Annotated in this window: 20 protein-coding genes; 14 read left to right on the forward strand and 6 right to left on the reverse strand. The window is 69.7% G+C overall.

Annotation, left to right across the window (positions count from 1 at the left end):
- Positions 1-128: 128 nt before the first annotated feature.
- Positions 129-3,848 (forward strand): S8 family serine peptidase, encoded by a 3,720-nt coding sequence (locus BJY22_RS08075; protein WP_167204913.1) that lies wholly within the window; start codon positions 129-131, stop codon positions 3,846-3,848.
- A 64-nt stretch (positions 3,849-3,912) separates the two neighbouring features.
- On the opposite strand, the gene BJY22_RS08080 is transcribed toward BJY22_RS08075, so the two are convergent.
- Together BJY22_RS08080 and BJY22_RS08085 are read right to left on the reverse strand one after the other, a co-directional pair.
- Positions 3,913-4,284, reverse strand: a complete 372-nt coding sequence (locus tag BJY22_RS08080; RefSeq protein ID WP_131335933.1) for an FKBP-type peptidyl-prolyl cis-trans isomerase — start codon at positions 4,282-4,284, stop codon at positions 3,913-3,915.
- An 87-nt stretch (positions 4,285-4,371) separates the two neighbouring features.
- Entirely contained in the window at positions 4,372-4,821 is a 450-nt protein-coding gene (locus BJY22_RS08085) for a hypothetical protein (protein ID WP_167204914.1), read from the reverse strand.
- A 206-nt stretch (positions 4,822-5,027) separates the two neighbouring features.
- Between BJY22_RS08085 and BJY22_RS08090 the strand changes: the two genes are divergently transcribed.
- Positions 5,028-5,888: an alpha/beta fold hydrolase gene (locus BJY22_RS08090; protein WP_167204916.1), complete on the forward strand. Its 861-nt coding sequence runs from the start codon at positions 5,028-5,030 to the stop codon at positions 5,886-5,888.
- A 34-nt stretch (positions 5,889-5,922) separates the two neighbouring features.
- Here BJY22_RS08090 and BJY22_RS08095 read toward each other — a convergent pair whose 3' ends face one another.
- Complete coding sequence (locus BJY22_RS08095) at positions 5,923-6,213, reverse strand: helix-turn-helix domain-containing protein (RefSeq protein WP_167204918.1); 291 nt, start codon at positions 6,211-6,213, stop codon at positions 5,923-5,925.
- An 80-nt stretch (positions 6,214-6,293) separates the two neighbouring features.
- Here BJY22_RS08095 and map point away from each other — a divergent pair, with 80 nt between their 5' ends.
- Positions 6,294-7,070, forward strand: a complete 777-nt coding sequence (map, locus tag BJY22_RS08100; protein WP_167204920.1) for a type I methionyl aminopeptidase — start codon at positions 6,294-6,296, stop codon at positions 7,068-7,070.
- Positions 7,071-7,164: 94 nt separating this feature from the next.
- Here map and BJY22_RS08105 read toward each other — a convergent pair whose 3' ends face one another.
- On the reverse strand, positions 7,165-7,941 hold the full coding sequence (locus BJY22_RS08105) for a hypothetical protein (protein WP_167204922.1): 777 nt from the start codon (positions 7,939-7,941) through the stop codon (positions 7,165-7,167).
- A 409-nt stretch (positions 7,942-8,350) separates the two neighbouring features.
- Here BJY22_RS08105 and purD point away from each other — a divergent pair, with 409 nt between their 5' ends.
- The 4 genes from purD to purB all read left to right on the forward strand — a co-directional run bounded on the left by purD (position 8,351) and on the right by purB (position 12,250).
- Positions 8,351-9,628, forward strand: coding sequence for a phosphoribosylamine--glycine ligase (purD, locus tag BJY22_RS08110; protein ID WP_167204924.1), 1,278 nt, complete (start codon positions 8,351-8,353; stop codon positions 9,626-9,628).
- A gap of 80 nt (positions 9,629-9,708) precedes the next feature.
- Complete coding sequence (locus BJY22_RS08115; RefSeq protein WP_167204926.1) at positions 9,709-10,197, forward strand: SigE family RNA polymerase sigma factor; 489 nt, start codon at positions 9,709-9,711, stop codon at positions 10,195-10,197.
- The gene (locus tag BJY22_RS08120) at positions 10,190-10,798 is read left to right on the forward strand and encodes a hypothetical protein (RefSeq protein ID WP_167204928.1); all 609 of its coding nucleotides are present in this window, start codon (positions 10,190-10,192) and stop codon (positions 10,796-10,798) included. The genes BJY22_RS08115 and BJY22_RS08120 overlap by 8 nt, the downstream gene beginning before the upstream one ends.
- A 15-nt stretch (positions 10,799-10,813) precedes the next feature.
- On the forward strand, positions 10,814-12,250 hold the full coding sequence (gene purB / locus BJY22_RS08125) for an adenylosuccinate lyase (protein ID WP_167204930.1): 1,437 nt from the start codon (positions 10,814-10,816) through the stop codon (positions 12,248-12,250).
- Between the two features lie 4 nt (positions 12,251-12,254).
- On the opposite strand, the gene BJY22_RS08130 is transcribed toward purB, so the two are convergent.
- A complete protein-coding gene (locus tag BJY22_RS08130; protein WP_167204932.1) occupies positions 12,255-13,592 on the reverse strand; it encodes a TolB family protein in 1,338 nt (445 codons plus the stop codon).
- A 108-nt stretch (positions 13,593-13,700) separates the two neighbouring features.
- Between BJY22_RS08130 and BJY22_RS08135 the strand changes: the two genes are divergently transcribed.
- The 6 genes from BJY22_RS08135 to BJY22_RS08160 all read left to right on the forward strand — a co-directional run bounded on the left by BJY22_RS08135 (position 13,701) and on the right by BJY22_RS08160 (position 18,991).
- Positions 13,701-14,060: a hypothetical protein gene (locus BJY22_RS08135; protein WP_167204934.1), complete on the forward strand. Its 360-nt coding sequence runs from the start codon at positions 13,701-13,703 to the stop codon at positions 14,058-14,060.
- Positions 14,060-14,452 carry a hypothetical protein gene (locus BJY22_RS08140; protein WP_167204936.1) on the forward strand — a complete coding sequence of 131 codons (393 nt, stop codon included), beginning with the start codon at positions 14,060-14,062 and terminating at the stop codon, positions 14,450-14,452. Before BJY22_RS08135 ends, BJY22_RS08140 begins: the two co-directional genes overlap by 1 nt.
- A 63-nt stretch (positions 14,453-14,515) precedes the next feature.
- Complete coding sequence (locus BJY22_RS08145) at positions 14,516-15,739, forward strand: bifunctional glycosyltransferase family 2/GtrA family protein (protein ID WP_167204938.1); 1,224 nt, start codon at positions 14,516-14,518, stop codon at positions 15,737-15,739.
- Between the two features lies 1 nt (position 15,740).
- Positions 15,741-17,756, forward strand: coding sequence for a glycosyltransferase family 39 protein (locus BJY22_RS08150; protein WP_167204940.1), 2,016 nt, complete (start codon positions 15,741-15,743; stop codon positions 17,754-17,756).
- A gap of 2 nt (positions 17,757-17,758) precedes the next feature.
- The gene (locus BJY22_RS08155; protein ID WP_167204942.1) at positions 17,759-18,373 is read left to right on the forward strand and encodes a hypothetical protein; all 615 of its coding nucleotides are present in this window, start codon (positions 17,759-17,761) and stop codon (positions 18,371-18,373) included.
- A gap of 183 nt (positions 18,374-18,556) precedes the next feature.
- A complete protein-coding gene (locus BJY22_RS08160; protein WP_167204944.1) occupies positions 18,557-18,991 on the forward strand; it encodes a hypothetical protein in 435 nt (144 codons plus the stop codon).
- On the opposite strand, the gene BJY22_RS42860 is transcribed toward BJY22_RS08160, so the two are convergent.
- Entirely contained in the window at positions 18,975-19,553 is a 579-nt protein-coding gene (locus tag BJY22_RS42860; RefSeq protein ID WP_167204946.1) for a TetR family transcriptional regulator C-terminal domain-containing protein, read from the reverse strand. The genes BJY22_RS08160 and BJY22_RS42860 overlap by 17 nt on opposite strands.
- Positions 19,554-19,606: 53 nt before the next feature.
- On the opposite strand from BJY22_RS42860, the gene BJY22_RS08170 reads away from it, so the two are divergent.
- Positions 19,607-20,668 (forward strand): FAD-dependent monooxygenase, encoded by a 1,062-nt coding sequence (locus BJY22_RS08170; protein WP_167204948.1) that lies wholly within the window; start codon positions 19,607-19,609, stop codon positions 20,666-20,668.
- The last annotated feature ends 2 nt before the right edge of the window (positions 20,669-20,670 follow it).

Genomic DNA, 20,670 nt, shown 5'->3' on the forward strand with positions numbered 1-20,670 from the left:
GGGGCTTGCGGGGAAGATCGGTGTGGCGGACACCTGTCATGCCGTAATCCCGCCATTGAGCACTCTACGACCGCGTGGCATGTTCATGCCATCCAATCCGCCAGGTGCTTCCAGGAAGGGCCCCGCCCATGTCCAGATCCGCCCGCGCCGTCGCCGGTGGGCTCGCCGTCATCGTGGCCTTGGCCGCGGTCACGACGACGCCATCGCAGGCCGACAGCGCTGCCTCGCCTGATGCCGCCCCACCCAGTCCGGCCGGAGACACTCATCGGGTCACGCTCGTGACCGGTGACGTGGTCACGCTGACCGATACCGCCGGCGGTCCGCCGACCGCGGCGGTCGAGCAGGCGTCCGGCGGCGTCCAGATCCAGCAGGTCGGCGATGACCTGCACGTCGTCCCCGACGCCGCCCTGCCGTACCTCGCCTCGGGCCGGCTCGATCCCGAACTCTTCAACGTCACCTCGCTGGTCGAGCAGGGGTACGACGACGCGTCGGTCACGTCGATTCCGCTGATCGTCCAGTACCGCCCCGGACTGCGGACCGCGGCCGCGACCCCGCGGCACGCCGATCGCGGCGCCACGCTCGAGAGCATCGGCGGCGTGGGCCTGTCCGCGCGCAAGGCCGAGGCGGCGCAGTTCTGGTCCGGTATCACGGCTAGCACCGCTAGAAGTAGTAGCACCGCTCCAAGTAGTAGCACTGCTCGACCTGGCGCGCCGGCGGAGTTCGGCGGCGGCATCCAGAAGGTGTTCCTCGACGAGAAGGTCGAGGCCAGCCTCGCCGAGAGCGTCGCCCAGGTCGGCGCCCCGAACGCGTGGGCGCAGGGCCTCGACGGCCGCGGTACGACGGTCGCGGTCCTGGACACCGGCATCGATCAGACGCACCCGGACGTGTCGGGGCAGATCGTCGAGACCAAGAGCTTCGTCCCGGGGGAGACCGCCGACGACGTCAACGGTCACGGCACGCACGTCGCCTCCACGGTCGCGGGCACCGGTGCCGCGTCCGCCGGCGTCGAGAAGGGCGTCGCCCCGGCCGCGCAGCTCGCGATCGGCAAGGTCCTCAGCGACGGCGGATCGGGTGCCGCGTCCTGGATCATCGACGGGATGGAGTGGGCCGCGCACCGCGCCAAGGTGGTCAGCATGAGCCTCGGCAGCACCGAGGCCAGCGACGGCACCGACCCGATGGCGCTCGCCGTCGACCAGCTGAGCGCCGAGACCGGTGCGCTGTTCGTCATTGCCGCAGGCAACTACGGCCGGGTCGGCGGGATCGGTTCGCCGGGGGCGGCGGCGTCCGCGCTCACGGTCGGCGCGGTCGACAAGGACGACAACCGGGCGTACTTCCAGGACATGGGTCCGCGTCTCGGCGACGCGACGGTGAAGCCGGAGATCGTGGCGCCGGGCGTCTCGGTGCTCGCGGCCCGCGCCTCGAAGTCCTCGGGCAGTGGCTACTACAAGTCGCTCAGCGGTACGTCGATGGCGACGCCGCACGTGGCCGGTGCCGCGGCGCTGCTCGTCCAGAAGCACCCGGACTGGACGAGCGAGCAGCTCAAGTCCGCACTGGTCAGCACCGCGAAACCGCTCGCCGGCGAGACGGCGTACCAGGTCGGCAGCGGGCGGCTCGACGTACCGGCCGCGGCGTTCGGCACGATCAACGCGACCGCGACCCGCGAGTTCGGTCTGCACGCCTGGCCGCACGGTGACGACGCTCCGGTCGAGCGGACCATCACCTACACGAACCTCGGTGACACCGCGGCGACCCTGGACCTGTCGACGGACGTGACCAGCGACGGTACGACGCCGGCGCCGGCCGGGCTGCTGACGCTCGGCTCGACGCAGGTCACCGTGCCCGCGAACGGCACCGCTTCTGTCACCGTCACCGCGACGCCGAACCTGGCGACGCCGGGGCTGTCGTACTCCGGGACCGTCATCGCCAAGCAGAGCGGCCGCCAGGTGGCGCAGACCGCGGTCGGGTTGGTCATGGAGGAGGAGCGGTACAACCTCGCTGTGCACGCGACCGGCCGCGACGGCAAGCCGGCGGGCGGGTTCCTCACGCTGTACAAGTACGGCGACCAGTTCGTCACGACGCTCGAGATCGACCCGGCCACGGGGAACGTCGCGACGCAGCGTCTGCGGCCCGGCGTGTACGCGGCGTACTCCTGGCTGCCGGTCGACGGCAAGGAAGGTGTCGCGCTGGTCGGCAATCCGCATCTCGTGATCGACAAGAACACCGACCTCGTGCTCGACGCCCGCAAGGCGAACCCGATCACGCTCAGCACGCCGCTGCCGGGTGAAGACGTCTATCGCCGGTCCGGCTGGTACCACGACTCCGGGATCGGCGGTCAGTTCGCGACGTTCCTCGGTCAGTACGTGCCGACGCCGGTGGTGACGAAGGTGTACGCCGCGCCGACCGGTGCGGTGGCCGGTGGCGTGTACGACTTCTCGTCCCGTTGGCGCCGTACGAAGCCGTTGCTGTCGATGACGGTCGACGACAAGCCGCTGCACCCGCTGCTGCAGCGCGGCTCGAAGCGCTGGGACGGCAATGCGACGCTCACGGGCGCGTACGTCGGCGCCGGTGCGGCCGCGGACTACGAGGGCAAGGACGTTCGGGGGAAGGCGGTCTTCGTGACGGCGAGCAGTGCGGTCACGCCGAGCGCTCGCGCCACGGCTGCCCGCGACGCCGGGGCCCGCATGCTCATCGTCGTGAACGACGGGCCGGGCAAGTACTACGACTCGGCCGGCGGGACCGAGCTGCCGGTCTACTCGCTGACGGCGGGCGAAGGCGGTCCGTTGGTGGACCGGATCGGTGCTGGGGGCAACGTTCGGCTGCGCGTGATGGGTACTGAGGCACCGCCGTACCTGTATGACCTGGTCAAGGCGCACACCGGGGCGATCCCGGCCGAGCTGCGGTACGCGCCGCAGGCGAGTGAGTTGGCGACGGTCGTCAACCGGTTCGTCGGTCCGGCCGGTCAGCTCGCGTTCGAGAGCCGCGCGGACTGCAGGATCGGGTTCTGGCCGCCTTGTCTGCAGGTGACCGAGCCGATCCATCTCGGGACCCAGCGGATCGACTTCGTCTCCACGGAGGCGGGGACCGACTGGTACGAGCAGACGAACGACCCGCGCGGCTGGGAGCAGCGCGGCGAGCGGCACGCGTACGCGCCGCGCAGCGTGCAGACCAACTCGTGGTTCGCGCCGGTCGCCCGGCCGCGGGTCGGCTCGGGGTACTGGAACCCGCGTCGCAGCGGTGACTTCTTCGCGGTGAACGTACCGACGACGAGCAGCGGCGACCAGGGCGTCACCGGATCGATGTCGGACGACGAGTCGACCGTCGAGACGCGGCTGTTCCAGAACGGGACGCTGGTCCGGAAGAGTTCGTTCCAGGCCGTGCAGACCGGCGTACCGGTGACAGCGGGATGGGCGGACTACAGGTTCGAGATGGACACCGCCCGGCCTGCGCTCTGGGGCTCGGGGACGAAGACGTCGAGTGCGTGGGACTTCCGGGCGCAGACGACGGACTCGGCCGACTGGGTGTACCTGCCGCTGATCCAGCTCGACTACCACCTCGCGACGGACCTCAACGGTGCGCTCAGGGGAGGAAGTTTGCAGCGGATCGGGCTGTCCGCGTTCCACCTCACCGGCGTCGAGGGCGCGGGCAAGGTCAAGGGTGCGACGTTGGAGCTGTCGTACGACGACGGCGCGACGTGGCGGTCCGTCCCGCTGTCGCGTCAGGGTGCCGGCTGGTCGGCCGACGTACGGCTGCCGAGCGGGGCGTCGTACATCTCGCTGCGGGCGACCGCGACCGACGACGCGGGCAACGCCGTTCGCCAGGAGGTGATCCGGGCCGCGTCGATCCGCTGACGGCATGAATCAGCCGGCGGTGATCAGGATTTCCTGGTCGCCGCCGGCTGCTGTGCTTGTGCTGTCAGCTGACGCTGATCAGGTCGACGACGAAGATCAGGGTCTCGCCGGGCTTGATCGCGCTGCCGGCCCCGCGGTCGCCGTACCCGAGGTGCGGCGGGATGACCAGCTTGCGGCGGCCGCCGACCTTCATGCCCTGGACGCCGGTGTCCCAGCCCTGGATGACCTGGCCGACGCCGAGCTGGAACGCCAGCGGGGCGCCGCGGTTGTACGACGCGTCGAACTCCTCGCCGGTCGAGTGGGCCACGCCCACGTAGTGCACGTTGACCCGCGAACCGGCCTTCGCCTCGTCGCCGTCGCCCACGGTGATGTCGGTGATCTCGAGATCCGCCGGCGGCGGCCCGTCCGGAAAGTCGATCTCTGGCTTCTCAGTCATACCACCAGCTAATCAGACCCTCCGCCGACCGCTGACCGGTACCCGGTGGTTCCGCTCTGGGCGGAACCACCGGGTGTGTTCATCCGCTCAGTAGCTGTGCCAGCGGTCCTCTCCGGGAGCGCATTCGCCGCGCCATCTCCAGCCGGTGACGACTTCACCGGCTTCGAGCCTGGCCGCAGTGTTGACGCCGGAGCCGGGCGTGAAGTTGAGGGCTCCGTAGTGCAGACAGATCGCCCAGCGGACGGTCCCGAGACGGGTGGTGACTGTGATGTGGTCGGCGCCTGGGTAGCGGACGCCGTTGTTCCGGACCCAGCCGCCGTAGACGCCGGTCGGAAGCGAGATGGTCGCGTTGCCTGCGTTCTGGTACTTCAGCACGCTTCCGCCGTCGGCGTTGGACCAGTAGACGCAGGCGCTACCGGAGTTGCAGGTGGCGGCATTGGCCGTAGGTGCCGTGGCGACGCCAACGGCGGCTGTGGTGGCAACTGCGGCCCCTGCTGCGGCCAGTGCGCGTCCGGCCTTGCGATGCTTCGTAAGCATTGTCCCTCCCGAGATGACAAGTGCTGAGCGAGTTTGTCGACCGCAGTCAACGCGGATCGGCTTTCATTTCGCTTTCACGATGTTCCGGGCAGGCGAAGTGCGTTGAAGGTTCCGGTCGCGTTCCTGTTCGGGGGAGTTCGCAGCGTCTAGGCTCTCGAGCAGGAGGTCGACCACAGGGGGTGGGCCGGATCCATGAGGAGTTGTCGATGCCGGAGCCTGTGACTCAGACGCTGGATGTGCCGGGGGCGACGCTGACGTACGACGTTCGCGGGGACTTGGCGAACCGCCCGGTGCTGCTGCTCATCGGGTCGCCGATGGGCGCCAGCGGTTTCCCGACCCTGGCCTCGCACTTCGAGGACCGGACCGTGGTGACGTACGACCCGCGTGGCGTCGAGCGCAGCGTCCGCAGCGGCGAGCCGACCGAGCTCTCACCCCACGACCACGCGGCCGATCTCGCCGCGCTCATCGATCACCTGGACGCGGGCCCGGTCGACATCTTCGCCAGCAGCGGCGGCGCGGTGAACGCGCTCGCCCTCACCGCGCAGCGCCCCGACCTCATCAACACCTTGGTCGCACACGAGCCGCCGCTCGCCGCGATCGTCCCCGACAGCGAGGCCGCGCTGGCCGTGGTCCAGGACATGTACGAGACGTACCAGCGCGACGGCCTGGGCCCCGGGATGGCGAAGTTCATCGCCTTCGTCGGGTACGACGGTCAGGTCCCCGCCGACTACACGCAGCAGCCCGCGCCGGATCCGGCGATGTTCGGTCTCCCCACCGAGGACGACGGCACCCGCACGGACGCTCTCCTCGGGCAGAACCTCCGCGGCTGTACGTCGTACCAGCCGGACTTCGACGCCCTGGACAAGGCGAAGGAACGGATCGTCATCGGCGTCGGCGAGGAATCCGGCGACCAGCTCGCAGCCCGCGGCGGAAAGGCAGCGGCCGAGCGCCTCGGACTGACACCGGTCACGTTCCCCAGCGGCCACGGCGGCTTCCTCGGCGACGAATACGGCCAGCCCGGCAAGCCGACCGAGTTCGCCGCGAAGTTGCGCGAGGTTCTCGGCTAGGGGTCGGCGCGGACTACCAGTGGATCGGTCGTCCCTACGAGGCCAATCGCGCACCGGAGCGCGGCGCTCGCGTGCCGCGCTCGGTCCGGTTGATCTCAGCCCAGACCGCGTCGAGGGAGAGACCGAGGACGTCGGCGATCGCCGCGATGGTCGGGAAGGCCGGCGTCGCCACGCGGCCCGACTCGATCTTCCGCAGCGTTTCCGGCGAGACCCGTGCGTCGAGCGCCGTCTGGAGCATCGACCGCTCGCCCCGGGCGCGCCGCAGCAGCGCACCGAGACGCTGTCCACGCTCGACCTCTTCGGGAGTGAGCGGCAACCTGACCATGACCCAATGATAGTACCGGGATAATATGGCCGGTATAGTTATTGGTCGCAGGAGATTTGCCGTAGGAGAAGGGCGCCCGCATGATCGAGATCCTGACCCCCGCCGAGGTCGCGCAGGCGAGGCACACCGGCGCCCTGGTCGCCGACATCTTGCACACGTTGAAGAGCCGCAGCGCGGTCGGTACGAATCTGCTCGACATCGACCGGTGGGCCCAGGAGATGATCGTCCAGGCCGGTGCAGAGTCCTGCTACGTCGACTACGAGCCGTCATTCGGGCGCGGGCCGTTCGGCCATTACATCTGTACTGCGGTCAACGACGCCGTGCTGCACGGTCTGCCGCACGACTACAAGCTCGCCGACGGCGACCTGCTGACGCTCGACCTCGCTGTGTCCCTGGGCGGAGTCGCGGCCGACGCCGCCATCAGCTTCATCGTGGGCGAGTCGCAGCCGGCCGAGAGTGTCGCGCTGATCGACGCGACCCGTCGCGCGCTGGACGCCGGCATCGCCGCAGCCGTGCCCGGGGCGCGCATCGGCGACATCTCCCATGCCATCGGGACGGTCCTCAGCGCGGCGGGGTACCAGATCAACACGGAGTTCGGCGGCCACGGCATCGGGTCGACGATGCACCAGGACCCCCACATCTCGAACACGGGCCGCCCCGGCCGCGGCTACAAACTCCGCCCCGGCCTCCTGCTCGCGCTCGAGCCATGGGTCATGGCCGACACCGCCAAACTGGTCACCGACGACGACGGCTGGACCCTCCGCAGCGCCACCGGCTGCCGCACCGCCCACACCGAACACACCATCGCCATCACCCCCAACGGCCCCGAAATCCTCACCCTGCCAAAGCAATCCTGAGATGGGTTCCTGGTTCCGGACGAGTCGCCGGAGCTTGGCGTGTTTGTGGGACGCCTGAGTTCACCTGCTTGTGCAGACTCCGCCCGGTTCAGGGTCACCCGGCGAGTGCTGTGACGGTGGTCAGGTAGTTGAGTGGGATCTCGGCGCGTGATTCGAGTTCGAGTGGATCAGCGTGCGGGATCAGGCGTTGCCACGACACGAGCCGGTGTACGCCGACCAGCGCCTCGGTGGTGGCGAGGTCGTCGCGCAGTACTTGCGGATCGGCGTCGAGGTGTTCGGCCCAGACCTGCAGATAGACGTCGACCAGCGCGGCGCGGTCTGCGGGCGGCAGCGGCGCGCGAGTCCAGTCCACGACCGCGTCGAGGAAGCCGTGCAATGAGACGAACGGGTGACCCCAGACCGCGTTGCCGAAGTCGAAGAACCGCGGCCGAAGTGTGCCGGTCGAGCGGTCCGCGAAGATGTTCGCGGGGTAGATGTCGTTGAGCTCCACGTCCAGTGGGACCGTGTCGCTGAGGGACGCGGTACGCCGATCCAGTACGTCGGCCGCTCGCTCAGCCCGATGCAGTACGTCGGCCTCGAGTCGTAGTGGATGCGCCGGCTGCAACGTCGCCCACGCGCGGGCGGCGTCGCGTACCAGGTCACCGGCAGCGTTGGGGTGTACCTCGACCATCCCGGAGTACTCGGAGGGATCGAGGCGGCCGAGCAGAGCGCACTGCAGACGGGCCAGAGCGCGGACCACGATGCAGCGGCTTCGCTGATCAGCAACGTCGGCGTGATCGAGCGTCGCGCCCTGATCCTCGGCCAGCAACCAACTCCGCTCACGATCCACCGCCAGCGGCACGAGCACCTCATCCGGTGCGATCCGCGCCATCGCGCCCACCAGACCAGCCTCGAACCGGTGGCCAGGATTGTTCTCCTTGAACCAAACCAGCCCCGCCGTCGACGGATAACACCGAGTCACAGACCAGAACCGAGCCCGATAAGTAACCGCTTCGCCCACAATCCCGCGCCCGTACTCAGCCAGCCGACCCCCAACCCAGCCATCGACCGCCCGAGTCCACCCCGACGACATCCACCGCCGAACCCACTGCCCTTCAGCATCAGGTCCCAACGGCCTGGCTGCCGGCACCCGATGCAACATGCCCGGAAGGCTAACGCCCAGCTACGACAGACCGATCACGCGATTTGGCTGCCCAGCCAAGCCGCTGGGTGGGAGCGGCGTGTAGCACCGCGTGGGACGGGCCGCAGGCGTCCAGGTCGACACGCTAGGGTGAGGGCCTGTGAAGGTTTTGGTGGTTGGGTCCGGTGGTCGTGAGCACGCCCTGGTGTGGGGGCTGAGCCGGGATTCCGAGGTCGAGCAGGTCGTGGCGGCGCCGGGTAATCCGGGGATCGCCGCGCTGCGGCCGGCGTACGACGGGCAGACGGTGGAATGCCGTCCGGTGGACATGGCGGACCATGACGCGGTGGTCGCGCTGGCGCGGGAGCTGGACGTCGACCTGGTGGTCGTCGGGCCGGAGGCCCCGCTCGTGGCAGGTCTCGCGGATCCGCTGCGTGATGCCGGGATCGCCGTGTTCGGGCCGTCCCGGGAGGCCGCGCAGATCGAGGGCTCCAAGGCCTTCGCCAAGGACGTGATGGCCACCGCGAGCGTGCCGACCGGCCGGGCGTACGTGTGTACGACGGCCGCCGAGGCAGCGGAGGCGATCGACGCGTTCGGGCCGCCGTACGTCGTGAAGGACGACGGGCTCGCCGCGGGTAAGGGCGTGGTCGTCACGTCGGACCGCGAGGAGGCACTCGCGCACGCGGCGCAGTGCGAGCAGGTGCTGATCGAGGAGTTCCTCGACGGTCCTGAGGTCTCGCTGTTCGCGATCACCGACGGCACCACGGTCCTGCCGATGCAGCCGGCGCAGGACTTCAAGCGGCTCGGGGACAACGACGAGGGCCCGAACACCGGCGGCATGGGCGCCTACACGCCGTTGCCGTGGGCGCCGGACGACCTGGTCGCCGAGATCACCGAGAAGGTCCTGCAGCCGACCGTCGACGAGCTCCGCCACCGCGGTACCCCGTTCACCGGCCTGCTGTACGCCGGTCTCGCGCTGACGTCGCGCGGTGTCCGGGTGATCGAGTTCAACTGCCGCTTCGGCGACCCGGAGACGCAGGCGCTGCTGCCGATGCTGAAGACCCCGCTCGGCGGTCTGCTGTACGCCGCCGCGACCGGCAAACTCGCCGACCATGGGGACCTGAGCTGGCGGAACGCGTCCGCGGTCACCGTCGTGGTCGCGGCGAAGAAGTACCCGGCCAGCCCGCGCAAGGGTGACGTGATTGCGGGACTCGAGCAGGCGGAGAACGACGACGTCCGCGTCTTCCACGCGGGTACGGCGCTCGACGGTGACGACCTCGTGACGTCGGGTGGTCGTGTGCTCGCGGTGAGCGCGGTCGGCAAGGACCTCGCCGAGGCCCGCCAGCGCGCGTACGCCGCCGTCGGCCAGATCCGCATCAAGGGTTCCCAGCACCGCACCGACATCGCCCTCAAGGCCGAACGCGGCGAGATCACCGTCTGACACCACCGCAGCACGGCCCGGTCCGGATACAGTCGGGAATTCGATGGAACCGGATTCAGGGGTCGGGTGTGTAGGTGGGTATGGAGACGGAGGGGCTGCGGGACTTCTACACCGCGCACCAGCCACGGCTGGTGGGTGTTGTCTCGCTGCTGACCGGGTCACGCGCCGAGGCCGAGGACATCGTCCAGGAGGCGTTCGTCCGGCTGGTGCCCCGCTGGGAGAAGGTGTCGCGGTACGACTCTCCCGAGGCCTGGGTGCGCCTGGTCGCGATGCGACTGGCCGCGAACAGGCACCGGGACGGCAACCGGCTGACACAGCTGTTCCACCGGTTGCCGGCGGAGCACGTCCCGGATCACGCCGACGGGTACGCCGGTGACCTCGAGCAGGCTCTCGCCGGCCTGCCGATGCCGACCCGGCAGGTCGTCGTCCTCCATTACGTCTGTGACCTGAGCGTGGCTCAGGTGGCGGACACACTCGGAATCGCGGAAGGCACGGTCAAGTCGCGCCTGTCCCGCGCCCGGGACGCCCTGTCCGATTCATTGCTGCTGAGGAGTGACGACCATGCCTGATCTGCAGGAGGACCTGCAGGCGCTGGCCGACCGCCGCGCTGCCGAGTCCGCCGGAGACTTCGACTCCGTCCTGACCGCGGCCCGGACCCGCAAGCGCCGCCGGACCGCCGGCCTGACCGTGATCGGCGCGGCCGCGGTGGTCGCCGCCGTCGCGATCGTTCCCACGCTCCGCCCGGCGGCGAACAACACGCCCGTGGCCGAGAGCCCGGTGCCCACGAACGCCGTCGTTCCGCCGCAGGTGTCGGTGCACACCGAGCAGCCGGCCCTGAAGGTCGGTCCGCTGTCGCTGAGGTCGGCGACCACGGTGGCCGGCGGCCAGTTCGTCGCCGCCTTCCCGGACAAGCAGGTCCGCGCGGCGACGTTCTCGCTGGCGTCGGCGTCCAAGCCCGACGTCGCGCTGTACACGCTGGTCGCCAAGATCCCCGGCGACCCGACCACGCCGTACGCCGTCCGGATGACCGGTGAGATGGGGATGAGCGTCCCGTCGTACTCCGGCCCCGGCCCGTACACGCTGGCGGTCCCGAAGGCCCTGCCCGCGGGCTCCTACCAGGTCTGCACGCTGGACGGCGCCAAGCTCTGTGGACTGGTGACGGTCAAGTAGCACCCGTCTGGGAGAATGGGGGTCGTGACCAAACCCCGGATCCCCAACGTTCTCGCCGCGCGCTACGCCAGTCTCTCGATGGCGGAGCTGTGGTCACCGGAGCACAAGATCGTGCTCGAGCGGAAGCTCTGGGTCGCCGTTCTGAAGGCCCAGAGCGAGCTCGGCGTCGCGGTTCCGGACGGGGTCGTCGAGGACTACGAGCGGGTGATCGACCAGGTCGACCTGGCCTCGATCGCCGACCGTGAGCGGGTCACACGGCATGACGTGAAGGCGCGGATCGAGGAGTTCAGCGCGCTCGCCGGGCACGAGCACATCCACAAGGGGATGACGAGCCGTGACCTGACCGAGAACGTGGAGCAGCTCCAGATCCGCGCCGGCCTGGAGCTGATCCGGGATCGTGCGGTGGCCACCGCCGTACGGCTCGGGCAGCTGGCCGCCGACCACGCGGCGCTGGTGCTGACCGGCCGTTCGCACAACGTCGCCGCGCAGGCGACGACGCTCGGCAAGCGCTTCGCGTCGGCCGCGGACGAGCTGCTGGTCGCGATCGCCCGGATCGAGGAGCTGATCGAGCGGTATCCGCTGCGCGGCGTCAAGGGCCCGGTGGGTACGTCGCAGGACATGCTGGACCTGTTCGGCGGTGACCCGATCAAGCTGGAGAAGCTGGAGCAGGACATCGCCCAGCACCTCGGGTTCAGCCACACGCTGACGAGTGTCGGCCAGGTGTACCCGCGGTCGCTCGACTACGAGGTCGTGTCCGCGCTGGTGCAGCTGGCGGCGGGTCCGTCCAGCCTGGCGACCACGATCCGGCTGATGGCCGGCCACGAGCTGGTCACCGAGGGCTTCAAGGAGGGCCAGGTCGGGTCGTCGGCGATGCCGCACAAGATGAACACCCGGTCCTGCGAGCGGGTCAACGGTCTCGCGGTGATCCTCCGCGGGTACGCGTCGATGGCCGGTGAGCTCGCCGGCAACCAGTGGAACGAGGGCGACGTCTTCTGCTCCGTCGTACGGCGGGTCGCGCTGCCGGATGCGTTCTTCGCGCTGGACGGGCTGTTCGAGACGTTCCTGACCGTGCTGGACGAGTTCGGGGTGTACCCGGCGGTCGTCGCCCGTGAGCTGGAGCGGTACCTGCCGTTCCTGACCACGACCAAGGTGCTGATGGCCGCGGTCAAGAACGGCGTCGGCCGGGAGACCGCCCACGAGGTGATCAAGGAGCACGCGGTCGCCACCGCGCTCGACCTGCGCCAGGGCCTCGCGGCGAACGACCTGTTCCACCGCCTCGGCGCCGACGGCCGGCTCGGACTCACCGAGGAGCAGATCGTCGGCATCGTCGGCGAGCCGCTGTCGTTCACCGGCGCGGCCGTCGCCCAGGTCGGCACGGTGGTGGCGAAGATCGACGAGCTCGCGAAGCGCCACCCGGAGGCAGCCGCCTACACTCCGGGTGACATCCTCTGACCGCTTACCGCGCGCTCCACTTGTAGGTTTCGAGGTCGACCGTGCCGCTGACCAGGCCCTTGGCGTCGGACTCGAAGGCGACATGCTGTCCGTCGGCGGAGATCGCCGGGCCGACGCTTCCGTTGCCGAAGCCGGTCTGGTCCTGACGCTGCGTGATCCACGTCAGCGAACCGCTCCTCCGGTCGAGCCGGAAGACGTCGCTGAGATCTCCGCGGTCCGCGGGTGTGATGCGTCCGCGGGTGCCGAAGGCGACGTACCTGCCGTCAGCGGACACGTCGCTGCGGAACACCGGCCCGACCGCTGTCGACGGCTTGCCCTGCCTGTCGGCCGAGATCAGCTCCAGCCGATCGGTCCGGAGATCGCGAAGCCAGACATTGGGTACGGCGTCGAAGCCGATCGCCAGCCAGCTGATCACGGTGAACACCACGAACCGGCCGTCAGCGGAGAGGTCCGGGTAGATCGTCTCGACCATCGCGGCCCGAGGGTCGGTGGCCACGCCGTACGACACCGCCCGGGTCGTGTTCGTGGTGCGGTCGCGGACGTAGACGATCGTGTCGACCGGGGCCGGCGGCGGGTCGGACACCAGTTGGGCCGGCGTCGTGAAGGCCACGAATCGACCGTCCGCCGAGATCGAGGAGTCCCTGGAGAAGATGTCGTTCTGGAGGCCGTTCGACGTCAGCGAGACGCGGTCCGTCTGCCCGGCCTGCAGGTCGCGGACGAAGATGTCCTCGGTGTCGTTGGTGTCGCCGGCCACGAGGTTCGTCGCACTCGAGGTGAACGACACGTGACCGCCGTCGGCCGAGATGTCCGGCTGATGCGCGCCGCGGTCCGCCAGGCCGCTGGGTCCCACCGAGACGGGCGACGTCTGTCCGGTCACCAGGTCGCGGACGAACACGTCAGGGCTGTCGTTGGTGTCGCCGGGCGCGAGGTTCGAGGCGTACGAGTTGAAGGCGACGAACCGCCCGTCGTCCGAGATCGACCCCTGGCGGCTCTCGCCGTTCCCCTGGACGCCGCCCGCGCCGACCGAGGCGAGCGTCGTACTGCCGGTGGCGGTGTCGCGGACGAACACATCCCGCTGGCCGTTGGTGTCGCCGGCCACGAGATCACTCGCGTACGACGAGAAGACGACGAAGCGACCGTTCGCCGACACTCCGAGACCCTTCTCGGTCCCGGAGAACGACGGGCCGTCACCGCCGCCGCCACTTGATCCGACGGACACGAGACTGATGGTGCCGCCGGACCGATCGACGGCGAGGGCGGGCGCTGCGCCCGCCGAGAGCACGGCCGCCACGACGGCGACCCCGATCGACCTGCGGACGTGGATGCTGGGATTCGGTTTCATGGTGCCCCCCTTAAGGACACCTAGCTAGATGCGGGCGCGAGGCCGGAAGTTACGGCCAGGCGCTACCCCGAGGGCAGCGGTTTCAGCCGGGGTGGCATCCTCTGAACCGTGTTCGCGCCGCTCACCTGGACCCTCGTCGCGTTGTCGCTGGCCGCGATGGTGTACGCCGTCGTGCTCGCCGCTCGGAACAAGCGCATCGACTGGACGGTGCTGGGAATACTCGGCATCGTCGAGGTCGGGCTGATCGCGCAACTGGTCGTCGGCATCGCCCAGTACTCCGGCACCGACCGCGACGTGTCCGGGCCGTTCTTCATCGGGTACCTGATCGGGGCGCTCGTCATCCTCCCGATCGGGGCGTTCTGGGCGCTGGCCGAGAGCAGCCGCTGGGGAGCCGGTGCGCTGGCGATCGCTTGTGCGGTGATCCCGATCGTCGAACTGCGGCTGCACACCCTGTGGACTCCTCTGTGATGACGCATCCGGCTGCCACGAAACACGGGCCGGGGCGGATCCTGATCGCGGTGTACGGCGTGTTCGCGCTGGCGGCGACCGCGCGGGCCGGCGTACAGATCGCGACGAAGTTCGGTGACGCCCCGATCGCGTACCTGTTGTCGGCCGTTGCCGCGGTCATCTACTGCGCCGCCACGTTCGCGCTGGCGAAGGCGACCACGCTGTCCCGCAAGGTGGCGACGGCTGCGATCGTGGTCGAGCTGGTCGGCGTGCTGGGGATCGGCGCGTTCAGTTACGCCGTACCGGACGACTTCCCGGACGCGACCGTGTGGTCGCACTTCGGCCAGGGCTACGGATACGTGCCGCTCGTCCTCCCGGTGCTCGGACTGCTCTGGCTGCGACGCACTCGGTAGCTCCCAGGAAACTGCCAGCCACACGCAGGGGCCGCCTCAGGTTCACCGGACAGCATCGGTGGCATGCAGATTCCAGGTCATCATCCTCGGGTCGAGATCGTCGTACCCGTCAAGAACGAGGAAAACGATCTCGGACCGAACATCAGACGGTTGCGGGAGTTTCTCGACACCGCTTTCCCGTTTCCGGCCGAGGTCTGCATCGCGGACAACGGAAGTACGGACGCGACCTATGAGATCGGCCTCCTGCTGGCGAGCGAGATGGCCGGGGTCAGGGTCGTCCGGCTCGAGCAGTCCGGGCGCGGCCGTGCGCTGAAACAGGTCTGGTCCGAGAGCACCGCCGAGGTGCTCGCCTATATGGACGTCGACCTGTCCACCAACCTGAACGCCTTGCTGCCGCTGGTCGCGCCGCTGTTCGCCGGGCACAGCGATGTTGCCATCGGCACCCGGCTGGCGAACAGTTCCCGAGTGGTACGGCGACCGAAGCGGGAGTTCATCTCGCGCTCGTACAATCTGTTGCTACGGGCAACGTTGAGTGCTCGCTTCTCGGACGCACAGTGCGGATTCAAGGCGATCCGCGCGGACGTGGCGCGGGAGCTGCTGCCCCTGGTGGAGGACACCAGCTGGTTCTTCGACACCGAGCTTCTGGTGCTCGCCGAGCAGGCGGGCCTGAGGATCCACGAAGTACCGGTGGACTGGGTGGACGACCTGGACTCGCGGGTCGCGATCGCGAAGACGGTCGGCGAGGATCTGCGGGGGATCGCTCGACTGATGCGCGGCCGGGTTGACTTGGAGCCGATCCGCCGGCAGTACGGCCGGCCGCGGATCCTCGATCCCCGGACGGCGCTCGCGGCGCGGGTACTGCGCTTCTGCGCAGTCGGTGTGTTGAGCACAGCGGCGTACGCGCTGCTCTATCTCGTCCTGCGGCAAGGGATGCCGGCCCAGGGCGCCAACGTGCTCGCACTCCTGATCACAGCGGTCGGCAACACCGCGCTCAACCGGCGGATCACGTTCGGCGTGCGCGGCGTGGAGGGCCGGTGGCGGCATCAGCTGCGCGGCCTGGTCACCTTCGGCATCGGCTGGAGCCTGACCGCCGCGTCGCTCTGGTTGCTCCACACCGCGGTCACCGCGCCGCATCAGGCGGTCGAAGTCACCGTTCTGACCATCGCGAACCTGGCCGCCACCGTGGTCCGGTTCAGCCTCTTCCAGACGTGGGTGTTCGACGACGACGCGCCTACCTTGCCCGCCCTCGAACCCCCAGCGGTTCTCGACCACACACGGAGCAACTGACATGACGACTGTCTCCGATCCCGTCGAGGCGACACGGCCTCGCGCGATCACGACGCAGTACACCTTGAGTCGCGACAAGATCCTGTACGGCGGCCTGCTGGCGCTGACCGCGATCGCATACCTGTGGGGCCTGTCCCGGAACGGCTACGCCAACGAGTACTACGCGGCCGCGGTCCAGGCCGGGTCGACGAGCTGGAAGGCCTGGTTCTTCGGGTCGTTCGACGCGTCGAGCTTCATCACCGTCGACAAGACGCCCGCCTCGCTGTGGGTGATGGGACTGTCCGGGCGGATCTTCGGCTTCAGCAGCTGGAGCATGCTGGTGCCCGAGGCGCTCATGGGCGTGGCGAGCGTCGGCTTCGTGTACGTGTCCGTCCGGCGCTGGTTCTCCGCCAACGCGGGCCTGCTGGCCGGGGCGATCCTCGCGCTGACGCCGGTCGCCGTACTGATGTTCCGGTTCAACAACCCGGATGCGCTGCTGATCCTGCTGCTCTGCGCCGGCGCGTGGGCGGTGACGCGGGCGATCGACTCGACCAAGTACGCGGCGCGGTGGATGATGCTGGCCGGTGCGCTGGTCGGCTTCGGGTTCCTGACGAAGATGCTGCAGGCGTTCCTGATCCTGCCGGCGTTCGGGATCGCGTACCTGGTGGCCGGCAAGCCTGCGCTCGGGAAGCGCCTGGTGCACCTCCTGCTGGCGACGGGCTCGCTGATCGTGAGCGCCGGGTGGTGGGTCGCGATCGTCGAGCTGATGCCGGCGTCGGCACGGCCGTACATCGGCGGGTCGTCGACGAACAGCATTCTCGAGCTGACGCTCGGCTACAACGGACTCGGGCGGTTGAGCGGCAATGAGACCGGATCAGTCGGTGGCGGTACCGGCAACCCCGGGTGGGGTGGCGCGACTGGTCTTCAGCGGCTGTTCGGTGGTGAGTTCGCCTCGCAGATCGCCTGGTTGTTGCCGGCTGCGTTGCTTGCGACCGTCGTACTGGTAGTTGCTGCGGGCAAGGCGCCGCGGACGGATCGGAAGCGGGCGTTCGCGTTGCTGTGGGGCGGCTGGCTGGTGGTCACCGGGCTGGTGTTCAGCTACATGCAGGGCATCATCCACAGCTACTACATGATCGCGCTCGCGCCGGCGATCGGTGCGCTGATCGGTGCGGCGATGGCGGTGCTCTGGCGACGGCGTTCGGAATGGTTGCCGCGAACAACATTGGCGGGCGGGATCCTGCTGACGGCCGGGTGGAGCTTCGCGTTGCTGAACCAGACGCCGCCGTGGCAGCCGTGGTTGCGCTGGGCGGTGCTCGTGACCGGCGTACTCGCTGCTGGGGTCTTGATGTTGCTGCCGGAGCTGAAGCTGCACCGGCTGGCGGCTCGGCGGGCTGGGCTCTTCGTCGCGGCGCTGCTCACGGTGAGCGCGCTGGCGGGACCGACGGCGTACTCGCTGTCGACGATCAGTACGGCGTATGCCGGGGCGCTGCCGTCCGCGGGACCGTCGGGTGCCGGCGGGACGGGCGGACGTGGTGGCTTCGGCGGCGGGCGGATGGGGATGCCGCCTGGTCAGAACGGCAACGGTACGACGCAGCAGCCGGGCACGGGTACTACGCAGCCCGGGACGGGTACAACGCGGCAGGGTGGTGCCGGAGGTGTTGGTGGATTCCTTGGTGGGGGTGGGACCAGCGGGGTGTCGAGTGAGCTGGTGGCGCTGCTGCAGGAGGGTGCGAAGGGGTACACCTGGGCTGCCGCCGCGGTGACCGCGAACGGGGCCGCGCCGCTGCAGATCGCCTCTGAGGAGCCGATCATGGCGATCGGCGGGTTCAACGGGACGGACGCGGCGCCGACGCTGGCCGAGTTCAAGGAACTGGTTGCCCAGGGCAAGATTCACTATTTCGTCGGCGGTGGCGGCGGGATGATGGGCGGCCGCGGCGGCACCTCCAACGAGATCACCACCTGGGTGAGCGAGAACTTCCAGTCCCAGACCGTCGGCAACACCACCATCTACGACCTCACCACCGGAACAGGAGCATGAACATGACCCAGCCCCCAGAACCCCAGCCCCATGCACCCCACCCCGGCTCCGCACCACAGACGAGCCCGGCAGTCCAGGCCAGCTCCGCAGCACAGCCCGACTCGGCAGCACAGCCCGGCTCGGCAGGGCAGGCCGCCTTGGCGGGGCAGGCCGGTCCTGCGGGGCAGGCGACGACGCGGACAGGCTCGGCGGGGCGGGCCGGTTCGGCGGCGCAGGCAGCGCCGCCTGCGGGTGCGGCGGATGCGATGGCGGCGGGTGCGGTGGCGGAGGGGGTGGCGGTGCCGGGTGGTGCGGCTTCGCCTGCGGGGTCTTCCACGGACGGGAAGGGCGGGCGGCCCGGCAACCTCGTGCTGGCGGGTGCTGGTTCGATCCTTGCCGTGCTGGCGTTCCTGGGTGGGATGGCGGTGGGGCACTCGTGGGACGGGACGAGTAACCAGCAAGGGCAGTTCGGCGGACCCGGCGGCGGCTTCCGCGGCGGCTTCCCCCAGGACGACGGTCAAGGCCAGGGCACCGTCCCCAACCAGGGCACTCAACCGAACCAGGGCACCCAACCGAACCAGGGCATCCAACCGAACCAGGGCACCCAGCCCGACCAGGGCCAAACGCGCACCAGTTGACCCTCGCCCAACCCCAGCACCCCAGCACCACCGCGCCCCGCGACCCCGCGACCCGCCCCCGGGCGGGCACTCGGGTGTCTTTGTGCACGTGCCGCTCATTTCGCGCGCCGGAAAATGGGCGGTGGGTGCACAAAGTCGGGGTGGGCGGTGCGCGGGAGGGTTGGGTGGTGGGGTGGGTGGGGTATGGGTCGGGGCGTGGAATGGTCGAACGTCACCTGGTTCCTGACCGCGCTCGGGGCGGTCGTCGTACTGCTGACGCGTGTCCGCCTCGGTGGCACCGTTGTCGACGGCACCGGTCACGGCGCCGGCCGGCACGGGTATTCGGCCATCCTGCTGCGGCTGCACACGGTCGTCGGCGTGATCACCCTGATCGGCTGGGTCGTTGCCTTGGTCACCGGTCGGCGGGAGATCGCACTGATCATGCTGGCCGGGTGGTGGTTGCTGACCGTCGTCGGATTGTTGCTGCTGGCCCGCTGGCTGCCGAGCGGCGGCAAGCACTCCGAGGACACGAAGGGTGACGCCTGGGGTTCCGGCGCCGGCCTGTCCGTCCTCGGCCACGTCGGCATGCTGGTCGGCGTCTGCTACTTCACGTTCGTCACGGTCACCGACCGTCTCTGAGCCCCGCGATCAGCGCTGTCACAGAGCGTCGTACGGCGGCCTCGAAGGCGTCGGGCGACAACATGGCCCCCGTCCCGGCGACGCGGTCGTACATCAGCCCGTCGAGCATCGCGGCGACCGGCCATGCCGCGGTTTCCGGGTCGCGGATGCCCAGCCCGGCCAGCAACTGACCGAGCATCGCGCGCAGTTGCCGCCCGCCCTCGTCGATCGCCGCCCGCAGTTCCGGCTGACGGCTCGCCTCGAGCGACAACTCGTACCGCGCGACCAGGTCGTCCGCCCGGTCCCGCGCGAGTCCTGTCGTCAGCTCCACCATCAGCTCGACCGGGTCCGCCCCGGCCGGGGGCATCCCGGCCACATCGCGGGTGAGCATCCGGTTCACGCAGGCGGTGAGCAGGGCGTTCCGCGTGCGCAGGTAGTACGACGTGGAGCCCGGCGGCAGGCCCGCTTCCGCGTCGACGGCCCGGTGGGTGAGGCCCCGCAGTCCGCGGGTCGCGACGAGGTGGATCGCGGCGTCCGCGATGGCGTCCCGGCGATCCGCACCGCGCGGAACCTGTGTGCTCACGCCGCACAGTCTCGCACTTCCGTTCCGAACTCTACAGATGTAGAGTCATGGACATGAGTACGGCGATCGTGGTCGGAGCGGGGATCGGAGGGGTCACCGCTGCTGTCGCGCTGCAACGGTGCGGCTGGCAGGTCACAGTGCTGGAGCGTGCTCCGGAGCTGGGCGAGGTGGGGGCCGGTATCTCGGTCTGGCCGTCGGCGGTCGCCGTGCTCGAGGAGCTCGGGGTGAAGGGCGTCGAGAAGGCGTCCGTACCGTCCCAACCGGCCGGCATGCGCAAGCCCGACGGCCGCTGGGTGGTCAGTGCGGCGCAGCTCGGCGTGGAGATCCCGGTGATGATCCATCGGGCGCAGTTGCACGACCTGATCACGGCCGAGTTCGGTCCCGCGGTGACAGTCCGGACCGGGTACGACGTACGCACGGTGGAGCAGGACGCGGACGGGGTCACGGTCAACGGGGAGCTGCGGGCGGAGCTGCTGGTGGCCGCCGACGGGATCCGGAGCGTGGTGCGTGGAGCGCTGTACCCGCAGTACGCAGGCCCGCGGTACTCCGGTTTCACCGCGTACCGGGGGATCGCGGACGTCGACCTCGACGACGGTGGTGGCGAGACCTGGGGCTCGGGGCGGGTGTTCGGGTTCGCGCGGCTGATCGACGGGCGGTTCTACTGGTACGGGACCGCGAACCAGCCGGCCGGCGCGAAGAGCGAGCCGACGGTGTTCGAGAGCTGGCACGACCCGATCCCGCGGCTGATCGCGGGCAGCGAGAAGATCTTGCAGAACGACATCTACGACCTGACGTTGCCGCTGGTGCCGTTCGTGCGGGGCAGGGTGGTGCTGCTCGGCGACGCGGCACATGCCATGACGCCGAACCTGGGCCGCGGTGCCTGCTCCGCGATCGAGGACGCCGGCGCACTGGCGCGACACCTCGGTAGCGCCGGCGAGCTGGCGGCCGCGCTGACGGCGTACGACGCCGAACGCCGGCGCGCGACGACCAAGCTGGTCAGACTGTCGCGGAACCTCGGCCGGATCGCCCAGACCGAGAACCGCGTGGTCCGCACGGTCCGCGACGGCCTGTTCGCGGTGGGCGGCAAACTGGTGTCCCTGCGCGCCCGGAAATAGGC

Source organism: Kribbella shirazensis (assembly GCF_011761605.1).
In the GTDB taxonomy this organism is placed as follows: Bacteria; Actinomycetota; Actinomycetes; order Propionibacteriales; family Kribbellaceae; genus Kribbella; species Kribbella shirazensis.